General features: G+C 45.7%; 6 protein-coding genes. 3 read left to right on the top strand and 3 right to left on the bottom strand.

Annotated features, from left to right (window positions below; translation table 11 throughout):
• Positions 1–125: 125 nt before the first annotated feature.
• Positions 126–953 carry an SWIM zinc finger family protein gene (locus JGK39_RS30165; RefSeq protein ID WP_293250964.1) on the bottom strand — a complete coding sequence of 276 codons (828 nt, stop codon included), beginning with the start codon at positions 951–953 and terminating at the stop codon, positions 126–128.
• Between the two features lie 204 nt (positions 954–1157).
• A complete protein-coding gene (locus JGK39_RS33770) occupies positions 1158–5888 on the bottom strand; it encodes an SNF2-related protein (protein WP_366049418.1) in 4731 nt (1576 codons plus the stop codon).
• 110 nt (positions 5889–5998) lie between these two features.
• On the opposite strand from JGK39_RS33770, the gene JGK39_RS30150 reads away from it, so the two are divergent.
• Genes JGK39_RS30150 through JGK39_RS30140 form a run of 3 tightly spaced genes read left to right on the top strand, consistent with a single transcriptional unit; the run spans position 5999 to position 8478 of the window.
• The gene (locus JGK39_RS30150) at positions 5999–6169 is read left to right on the top strand and encodes a hypothetical protein (RefSeq protein WP_293250967.1); all 171 of its coding nucleotides are present in this window, start codon (positions 5999–6001) and stop codon (positions 6167–6169) included.
• A 19-nt stretch (positions 6170–6188) separates the two neighbouring features.
• Positions 6189–6356 (top strand): hypothetical protein, encoded by a 168-nt coding sequence (locus JGK39_RS30145; protein ID WP_293250970.1) that lies wholly within the window; start codon positions 6189–6191, stop codon positions 6354–6356.
• The gene (locus tag JGK39_RS30140; protein WP_293250974.1) at positions 6325–8478 is read left to right on the top strand and encodes a polyribonucleotide nucleotidyltransferase; all 2154 of its coding nucleotides are present in this window, start codon (positions 6325–6327) and stop codon (positions 8476–8478) included. The genes JGK39_RS30145 and JGK39_RS30140 overlap by 32 nt, the downstream gene beginning before the upstream one ends.
• A 420-nt stretch (positions 8479–8898) precedes the next feature.
• On the opposite strand, the gene JGK39_RS30135 is transcribed toward JGK39_RS30140, so the two are convergent.
• A complete protein-coding gene (locus tag JGK39_RS30135; RefSeq protein WP_293250977.1) occupies positions 8899–10152 on the bottom strand; it encodes a Rid family detoxifying hydrolase in 1254 nt (417 codons plus the stop codon).
• Positions 10153–10364: the final 212 nt, after the last annotated feature.

Below are 10364 nucleotides of genomic sequence, written 5' to 3'. Positions count from 1 at the left end.
TCTTAGACTTTGCATTATCCCCAGAAACCCGGTTTCTCTCGAAATGTTTTGCCGCCCAGCAGAGATTTTATGAGAAACCGGGTTTCTTAGACTTTGCATAATTAAGAGAAAGAAAGAATAATCTGTTAGTCTCCTTCGCTTCGTTTCAGTGCAGCTAAAACGGCTTGCTGGCTAACTGTTTGGTAGATTTTGCTAAAATGCTGCTTGATGGCGTCAGATGCGGGGGAGGATTTGGTAGTTGTTTCTTTGGCGTCGGTTGCGAGGGGAATGGGGCCTAAAATATCTAATACTGTTTCGCTGCTGGGCGGCGGTACAATCACGACTAAAGATGATTCTAACTGCTGGTTGTATTCCCAAAAACGATCGACCTTTGGCACTTTAGCATTCGCGGCGGGGGAATTGTCATCGGTGTTTAGCTGGGAATTTTCCTCTGCTTGGGTACCCCGTCTTTGGCGGAGGGCGGTCAAAATTTGCTCTTTGGTTCTCCCGCGCAGTTGAAACAGTACGAAGGGGTCTTCGCCGAAGCGATCGCCCAACAAGTAGTATACTGCACTGATGTGCTTGCAAGGATTTTTTGGGTCGGGACAGGTGCAGCGCGATCGAATATCTGACAAACTTAACGGAAATAGGGTTTTTCCCGCCGCTGCAAATACATCTTCAATATTGTGCGGCATTTCTCCAGCTAAGAGTTTAGCTGAAAAAACCGCTCTTTGCGACATATTTTCAATCACGTAATCCCAATCTTCATCAGTTAATGTATCGAGTTGCAAAGAAACTTGATAGGGTTTGGGATCGGTTCCTTGAACTAGGGCGATTACTTCTTGGTTGGGAAATTTAATGCTGAGAACTTTACCTTCCCGCGCGTATTTCCAGCCGCGTTCTAAACGCTTTTTGAAGCGGTAGGTATTGATTAAATCAAACCACTGTTGTGTCCACCATTCTCTGTCAATCATAGGAAGAAGTTCGGCAACGGATTGCGTAACGGATTTAACGGATGGAATAAATCACGATCGTTAAATACATTTGATCGTTAAATACATTAATAAAACCTGGTTCGTAGTGAGGACTTTAGTCCGCAAAAAAAATAAGAAGGTTTGTAGTGAGGACTTTAGTCCGCAAAAAGAAGGACTGAAGTCCTCACTACGAACCCACGGAAATTATTCTTCTTCTGTTTCTATAATAGCATTGCGATCGAGAATTAGTAAATTGCGAAGTTGGTCTGTATCGAGTTCAGTCAGCCAGTTTTCGCCCGCACTGACTACTTGTTCGGCGAGAGCTTTTTTGCTTTCGATCATATCGTGAATTTTCTCCTCTAATGTGCCAGTACAGACAAACTTGTGAACTTGCACATTTCTCGTTTGACCGATCCGAAATACCCGGTCAGTTGCCTGATTTTCTACTGCGGGATTCCACCACCTGTCATAGTGAAAAACGTGAGTAGCTCTGGTTAAATTTAAGCCAGTACCGCCCGCTTTCAACGATAATATCATAATCGGTGGGCCTTGCGGATCGTGTTGGAAGCGATCGATCATTTCTTCTCGCTGCTGCTGCTTAATGCCGCCGTACAAAAACAAAACTTCTCGCCCTAAATGCTTTTCTAGATGAGGTTTCAGGAGTTTCCCCCATTCCGCAAATTGAGTAAAAATCAAAGCCCGATCGCCCTGGGCGACAACCTCTTCCAACATTTCCACCAACCGCTGCAATTTTCCCGATTCTTGGCTGTTAATGCTCAATTCTTTGGGCTTAGCTTCTGCTTTCACAAGCGCCGGATGGTTGCACAGTTGCTTGAGTTTGACCAGCAAAGCCAGAATCATGCCCCGGCGCTGAATGCCTTCGGCTGATTCTAAATTAGCAATTGACTCTTCGACTACTTTTTGATATAATTCCGCCTGTTCTGACGCCAGCCCGCAAAATACAGTCATCTCCTGTTTTTCCGGCAAATCTTGGATGATTTCCTTGTCAGTTTTCAGGCGGCGGAGGATGAAAGGCCGCACGAGCGATCGCAAAGTATGCAATGATTCGCGATCGCCATATTTCTCGATCGGAATTGCAAATCGGCGCTGAAAGAAATTGCGCGGGCCCAAATAGCCGGGATTCAGAAATTCCAAAATTGACCACAATTCTTGCAGTCTATTTTCCACCGGAGTTCCCGTCAGCGCAATTCTAAAAGATGCCTCAATTTGCCGCACCGCTTGCGATTGTTTAGCCTCGGAATTCTTAATATTTTGCGCTTCATCTAAAACCAATCCCTGCCATTTAGTGCTTTGAATTTCCTTTGCATCGCGAAACACCAGGGAATAACTGGTAACTATTAAATCCTTGCCCTTAATTGCAGCCGCAAAGGCTTTGCCTTTAGCGCGTTGATCTCCATAATGCAGTAACACTTTTAACGTCGGGCCAAACTTCTTGACTTCGCGTTCCCAATTCCCCAACACTGATGTCGGACAAACCAGTAATGTCGGCGCTTTTAGGGCATCTTGTTCTTGCAAATGCAGGAGAAAAGCAATAAGTTGAATAGTATTGTGGCACAAGATATTGTTGGCAACAAAATTGTGATGTTCGCTCACCTCGAAGTCATAAACCCAGCCACTGTAATCAAAATCATCAATTTCCTCTATCCGACAATAAAATACTTCGCGATCGAGTATAAGTTGCAAATTTTCTCGGACAGTATCAAGCTGCGGTACATTGAGATTTGCATAGGCATCTAACGTCTGATTCGTCCATTTAGAAGGCTTTAGCTGGCGGTACTCCTGTTCTGCGGAACCAGCCAGCACATTTTCCATACCTGCTATCACCTTTTTGAGACTGATGCGGGAAAACTGTTGGGAACCGTTAATATAAACAGGATTGTGCATCCCGAAATGTCGCAGCGGCAGTTTTGTCATCTCTACTGCATCAGCAACCAGATCCGAAACTGGAATTCCTTCGACATTTGTATTCGCAGTAACTTCGCAAATCTTCTCTAATTTTTGCTGTTTCTCTGGATAGCCAAAGCCGATTTTTTGCAAAAATATCCGCGCTGAGTTACCGCCGAAAGTGCCGATATAATAAGTGCGAAAAATTCCGCTACCATTAGTAGCGCGTTTCTGTTTAGCGCTGATTCGCAGCCAAATTCCAAAACGGCGCAGCAGTGTAGAAAGTTGTTGGATGATTACAGGTGAAGCGGTACTAATTTCGACTGTTCGCATTTTAGAAATGACAGAACCTTCAGCATCAAAGTAATTTTTTAGAAAAATCCGTATGCTATCAATATCTGCTTGCATGATGAATTTTGGGAAACTTTTCTCGGCTGACAGTTTCCCCCACTGATAGCCCTTGGATTGTAGAAAGCTTTGGTATTCTCGACTGGATACCATCAAATCTGCTGCTCTAGAATAATCGCGATTATGAATAGCAGGATTATTGATTTTTATCCCATACTTTTTACTGATTCGGTGGAGTGCAACACGTAAATCTTCCAGAACAGTCGCATCTTTTTGTGTTATTGTGAGCCTTGCTGCGTTTTTCAGCTCATGTCCCTCCGCAATCTGCCAAGCCATAAACTTAACTAAATCTGGATCTTCGGGTTTTCCTTCCCAATACAATTTTGCAGGTACACAAACATAATCTCCAACTTTGAACTCATTTGTCCAGCCATCGCGTCCTAACAATTTGTGACGGCGGGTAATAGTGATGCTGCTACCGTCTTGCAGTTTGATTGTTCGCAACTTTTCTTGGACTTGCTGGCGATAAAGTCGTCGAACATTTGCTTGTACAATCTTGCCAGTTTCTCGATGGATGGAATTTACAATTAATTGCTCGGTAGGTTCCGACCAAAAGCCCTCACCGTCGAATTCTATTGTGTTAGAATAAGCTTCCCAGATTTTTTCAGCTTCTTGTAAAAAACCATTGACAAAAAGCAAGCTCTGCGGTAAAGCGCATTTTCCACAGCCCATATCGTCCGCGAGACAAGCACCTAAACCCCAGCGTTCTAAAAATGCTAACCAGCCTGCCCCTAGCGCTTGATAAGGCCGCAATTGTCCTCGGAAAGTGGCTGGAGTTGCGATCGCACTTACGGCCTGATTGTCGCTTAAAGTATTCAACAATTCCTGAAGTTGACCAGTTGCTTCAAAATTCACCACAGGCAACTTTTCAATCGTCTGAGAATCGCCAGAAGCCAAACGCAAAGCATCTTCCAAAGAAAGAGTCATTTGCTCTTTGCGACTGGCAAAAAAAGTTTGAGCCGCCCTGACATCAGTTGCGCGCAACTCCACCCACTCGCCGTTAATTTCAACCAAAGGCGAATTCAGCGCTACCAGTCTGTCAAACTCTGCCTTAGAAATGCGCTGTCCGCCGATCGTCAATTCCCACTTAAAACTTAGCAGACTTTGCAAACCCAGCCCGCCTTTCGCCGGATTCGCCTTCGGAGTTTCCGCCTTAATGCTCAAACCCAAACGACTCGCCCAACCATCAGCCTTTGTCAAACTCGGTGGCAAAACCACACCCAACCCGCTATCAGCAAACCGCCAAGCCACAGACTTAATAAACTCGTAAGCTTGGAGCGGATTTAGTTGACAAGATTGCGGCCGCTGGGCTTGCAAACTCGGTTCAATTAACGGATAAAGTTTCGAGGCTAAACCCAAACCGCTGAGCAAAGTTTCTTGAGGTAACTCTATTGTCCGCCCCGCATAATTCAAACGTTCGACAGAGTTGTTCCAAACAGTTGTTGCATCTACCAAAAAATCGGTTTCATCTACTGCTTGCAAACAATAATTAAGACTCCAGTTAACTTTACCGGGGGAAGGCGGGATTAGTTGAAAGCAAGTGTAAAATTGATTTTGTTGAGATAGTTGATTTTGCAGCGGTGCAGCCCAAGCAGTCAGCTTGTTTCCCAACTTTTCTAAAGCTGCTGTTTCTGCTTGCACAATCCCCGATTCCTGTTGCAAAGCTTGCAGCCATTCGCGGGTTGGAGAAACAGTTTTGATATCTAAAGTTGAGCCAGCAGCAGATCGCACTTCACAATCTACCACACTGCTCAAAAACCCCAATACCAAATCCTGAGCCCCCACCGGCAAATCCACCGCAATATCTCGTACCTTACTCCCTGGCAAACCTTCTCTTATTACATCCGTTACATCCGTTACAAAATCCGCTGCCGAACCTTCTTCCTTCTTCTGATATATTCGACAAGCCGTCGGCATTTGCCTAGAAAAAGTAGCGAGACGGAGAATATCAGTAGAACTATCTAATAAAGGTTGCCACTTAGCAATAGCAGAACCATCGGATTGTGTCTCCAAAGCTGGCAAAAATTTGCACCTCGCCAACAAATCCAAACTCCACCTAGCAATATGAGACCAAAAATGCAAATCTGAACCTACAAAAGAGTATAATTCTGTGCTATTGAGCGGCAGTGATTGCAAGAAAACAAAAGCTGCTTGAGGGTTGAGTAAATAACCTTCGACTTGCCAAGGATAAAGATAAATTTCCTCGGTTTTAGTTGATTCTTCAAGTGCTGCTGCTGAGTGCTGCGGCATCACAGTTGCGTTGTCTGCGGAGATTTGGGTGGGAAGCGCGATCGCCCGAACTTGCCTCTGAATCGATAAATCCCCAGTGGGAAGGGCTGCTACGGTCGTTTTGGGCGTTAGCAAAGCCCTCGAAGAGGATCGTCTAGTCTTCTTGCTTTTCTCCTGAATATCTGCGGTTTCGGGTAATTGCCAGTTGAGTTTCCCCGACTGCTGCAAGGAAGTTATAAAAGTCTTGAGTTCAGATTCAGTCATTGCCAATGGATGCCGAATATTTATGGATTCAGCGGTATCGATCGCCTCGATTTTACGCCAAACTTCCCCCCAAATAAACAAACCAGCTTTTGTTTTTTCTAATAACCAACTGCCGTGTAATATTGCCATTTTATTGAATCCTTAATTCAAGGTTATTAATCATTTTTTATTAGTTCTTTGTTACTTACTTTCTACTGATATATTGCAGCATTTCAATCAGTCTTTTGCGAACAGGCAAGATGCCTGTTCCACAAGAAAATTTACTCTTTCTGGAACAGGCATCTTGCCTGTTGCTAACAATGGTGCAAAATGTCAATGCCCAAGGCTCAATGCCTAAGGCCCAATTTCCAATTCCCGAAGGAAGATCCTACCATCTATTTCGGGTATTGGGCGATCGCCCACAAGCCTAAAAATAATCTAAGAGTATAAATGCGTACAATCGAGGCGCTGACAGTCGATCGCCCGCTAATTATCTATGTCTTTTGGCCTTCGACTCTCAAACATCCTGTGGTAATGTTACGATCCCGACAGAGAAAGAATGTGGTAGATAAGGAAGCAGTGCTACATGGTAGAGATAGACAAGTCGATATCCTTTGATGGAAGGGATATTAGACTGAAGATTGGTTTACTGGCGCCTCAAGCAGGCGGTGCAGTTTTGATTCAGTCGGGTGACACGGCGGTTTTAGTGACGGCGACTCGATCGCAGGGGAGAGAGGGAATTGATTTCCTGCCTTTGTTGGTGGATTACGAAGAGAGACTCTACGCTGGCGGTAAAATTCCCGGTGGATTTTTGCGCCGGGAAGGGCGTCCCCCAGAAAAAGTGACTTTGACTGGGCGTTTGATCGATCGACCGCTGCGCCCGCTATTTCCAAGCTGGTTGCGAGATGACATCCAAGTTGTAGCCACAACGGTTTCGATGGACGAACAAGTACCGCCGGACGTTTTGGCGGTAACGGGCGCTTCCGTAGCGATTCTGCTGGCGAAAATGCCGTTTTACGGGCCGATGGCGGCGGTGCGAGTCGGCTTGGTAGGGGACGATTTCATCATCAACCCCACCTACAGCGAAATCAAAGAAGGTGAGTTGGATCTCGTGGTAGCCGGTTCTCCAGACGGAGTAATCATGGTGGAAGCCAGCGCCAACCAGTTGCCGGAACAGGATATCATCGAGGCGATCGACTTCGGCTACGAAGCAACCTGCGACTTGATTCAAGCCCAGCGCGAAATTATGGCGGAATTGGGCATTGACTTGGTGGTAGAGGAACGGCCATCGCCAGATATGGCCCTGGAAAACTTTATTCGCGATCGCGCCCAAGAACCCATCCGCATCATTTTGTCAAGATTTGAAAAAGACAAAACTGTACGGAATGCAGCTTTGGACGAAGTTAAAGCCAATGAAGTCGAATCTGCGATCGCCGAACTTGCCGAAGACGATCCGATAAAAGTAGCGGCTACCGCCAACAGCAAGGCGATCGGCAACGTTTTCAAAGACGTTACCAAGAAAATGATGCGGAAGCAAATCATCGAAGATGGCGTCCGCGTAGACGGCCGCAAGCTAGACGAGGTGCGACCCGTTTCTTGTCGAGTAGGCGTCTTGCCTTCAAGAGTACACGGCTGTGCGCTGTTCAATCGCGGCTTAACCCAAGTCTTGTCAGCAGCTACTTTGGGAACTCCAGGCGACGCCCAAGATTTAGCCGATGACTTGCACCCGCAGCAAGACAAACGCTACCTGCACCACTACAATTTCCCCCCATTTTCCGTGGGAGAAACTAAGCCGATGCGATCGCCCGGACGCCGAGAAATCGGTCACGGAGCCCTTGCAGAACGGGCTCTAGTCCCAGTTTTGCCATCAAAAGAAGATTTCCCCTACGTGATTCGCGTAGTCTCAGAAATCCTTTCTTCCGACGGTTCAACCTCCATGGGTTCAGTTTGCGCCTCAACGCTAGCATTAATGGATGCAGGCGTTCCCCTTTCCCAACCCGTCAGCGGCGCGGCAATGGGCTTAATTAAAGAAGGCGATGAAGTCCGAATTTTGACTGACATTCAGGCAATTGAAGACTTTTTAGGCGACATGGACTTCAAAGTAGCCGGTACCGACACCGGAATTACTGCTTTGCAAATGGACATGAAAATCAAAGGTTTGCCCTTAGATGTCATTGCAAATGCCATCCGTCAAGCCAAACCCGCGAGACTGCACATTTTAGAAAGAATGCTAGCAACCATCGACACTCCCCGCAAGGAAATGTCGCCGTTTGCGCCGCGCTTGCTAACACTGAAAATCGATCCGGAATTTATCGGTTTGGTCATTGGGCCCGGTGGCAAAACCATCAAAGCCATCACCGAAGAAACCGGTGTCAAGATTGACATCGAAGATGACGGAACCGTGACAATTGCCGGCAACGACAGCGAAAAAGCTCAGCGGGCGTACAATATTGTCCTAGGCATGACGCGCAAGTTGAATGCTGGAGACGTGTATGTCGGCCGCGTAACTCGAATTATTCCGATCGGCGCTTTTGTCGAAATTCTGCCCGGAAAAGAAGGAATGATTCACATTTCTCAGTTAGCCGACTACCGCGTCGGGAAAGTGGAAGACGAGTTAGCTGTGAACGATGAAGTGATTGTCAAAGTGCGAGAAATTGACAATAAAGGTCGAATTAATTTGACCCGTTTGAACATTCATCCCGATGAAGCGGTAGCCGCCCGCGAAGCGTTGAATAAATAGTTTAGGGTTGGTAATTGGTAATTGCTTGCACGGTAATTGCTAATTGCTTGCTTGAGAATCAATCCGGTTGTTTCCGGTTGATTTGGGTGTAGAGTGCGCGACAGCGACAGATCGACTTTGTGCGATCGGCTGTGGGAGTTAAGACAGTCGCGCACTTTACCCTTCGATTCTTAGGATATTGGTGCTAAGATTTGGACAGATAAGCTATTTTGTATTTAGGTTTAATTTTTTGGGCGATGCTCAAAGCAACGCCCCACAAGAGTTTTAAGAAAAAAGATTTTGAAAATTAGATGCGCGCCAGGATCGGTTTCAACAGTCGAGTTCCATCTTTATTTCTTCAGTCCGCGCACCATCCAGACATTGTTTGTATAGACGCGGTTTCAACCGCCGAATCTTATTTGAAAATTCAGCTTCCCGAGTTTAAATAACCGCAATACAATCAATCTCTACCAAAACATCCTTCGGCAAACGAGCAACTTCCACACAAGCCCGCGCCGGTGCAGTTTTCTCATCAAAATATTTCCCATAAACCGCATTCACAGCGGCAAAATCATTCATATTCTTGAGAAAAACCGTAGTTTTTACCACATCCAACCAAGTAGCGCCGGCTTCCGTGAGAATCGCTTCCAGATTTGCCATCACTTGTTCGGTTTGCTTTGCCACGTCGTCGGTGTAGACGATATCGTTTAGTCTAGTGTCGATCGCAATTTGACCGGCTACAAACAGCATAGTGCCCGTTGCGGCGATCGCTTGATTGTAAGGGCCCACGGGTGCCGGTGCTTTGTCAGTACGAATAATTTTGCGCGTCATAGAAGTCACTTTTTGAGATTCTTGTTGAGAAGTTTCCGGTTTGTAGTCGATTTCTGGTTCTGAGATTTCAGATTGGTAGATTTCTCCATCTGGCATTATAGCACCAGTGAAGTCTGCATTGTCGATATTCCAGCCGTAGGTTATTGCGTTAGTTAAGTCTGCCCTTTTCAAGCTTGCTCTACTTAAATCTGCTCTACTTAAATTTGTTTCTCGCAGATTAGCTCTTTCTAGATTCACATTAGTCAAATTCATTTTTGAAAGATCAATGCCTTGCAGATGAGCTTTCAGGAATTTAGCTTTTTGAAGTTTTACCTCAGTCAAATTTGTCTCAGTCAAATTTGCCATCGTGAAGTCAGCTTCCAGCAAGTATGCCTGAGTCAAATCAGCCTTATTCAAATTCGCTTTACTTAGGTTCGCTTTATACAAAGAAGCTAAACGTATATCCGCACTATCTAAACTTGCACGGCTCAGATTTGCTTCGTCTAAATTGGTACGAGCTAATTTAGCGTTATTAAAGTTAGCTCCTATGAGAGTTGCCCGCTCTAAGTCAGCATAATTTAGAATAGCGTTATTAAAGTTTGCCCTACTCAAATCTGCACCACTTAAATCAGCCCAGTTGAGATTCGCTGAACCAGCAATTGCGCGACTTAAATTAGCACCTATCAGCGATGCCTTAGTGAGGTTTGTACTCTGAAGATACGCCCCTGTTAGAATTGCTCCACTCAAATCTGCACCTGAAAGATTTGCATTGTCTAGATTTATGCCGCTCAAGTCAGTGCCTTTAAGGTCTACCCCACTTAACTCTGCACTCTTAAATTTACGTTCGCCTTTGGCGTATATTTCTAAAAGTTCTTCAGCCGTCATTCATAACCTCGATCGCCCTTTCGTCCCAAAAATCACTATACCATCCGCACGAATCAGGGTGCACCCGCCATTTTGCGCGCGAATAATTATCGGATTCCACACCCTGCGGTGCCAGAAACCGGGTTTCTACGATAATTTAAGCATCGTAGCTAAGATTGTAGGAAGAAACCCGGTTTCTGAACCCCCGCGCACAGATCCCCCGCGCACATCCA

Source organism: Microcoleus sp. PH2017_12_PCY_D_A (assembly GCF_020738565.1).
GTDB lineage: Bacteria > Cyanobacteriota > Cyanobacteriia > Cyanobacteriales > Microcoleaceae > Microcoleus.
The sequence above is the reverse complement of the archived record's forward strand: the minus strand, read 5'-3'. Positions and strand labels throughout refer to the sequence as shown.

Bases quoted from the DNA above. Each gene is read 5' to 3' on its own strand.
- JGK39_RS30145 (WP_293250970.1), top strand. From the start codon at position 6,189: ATGCGTACAATCGAGGCGCTGACAGTCGATCGCCCGCTAATTATCTAT.
- JGK39_RS33770 (WP_366049418.1), bottom strand. From the start codon at position 5,888: ATGGCAATATTACACGGCAGTTGGTTATTAGAAAAAACAAAAGCTGGT.
- JGK39_RS30140 (WP_293250974.1), top strand. From the start codon at position 6,325: ATGGTAGAGATAGACAAGTCGATATCCTTTGATGGAAGGGATATTAGA.
- JGK39_RS30150 (WP_293250967.1), top strand. From the start codon at position 5,999: ATGCCTGTTCCACAAGAAAATTTACTCTTTCTGGAACAGGCATCTTGC.
- JGK39_RS30135 (WP_293250977.1), bottom strand. From the start codon at position 10,152: ATGACGGCTGAAGAACTTTTAGAAATATACGCCAAAGGCGAACGTAAA.
- JGK39_RS30165 (WP_293250964.1), bottom strand. From the start codon at position 953: ATGATTGACAGAGAATGGTGGACACAACAGTGGTTTGATTTAATCAAT.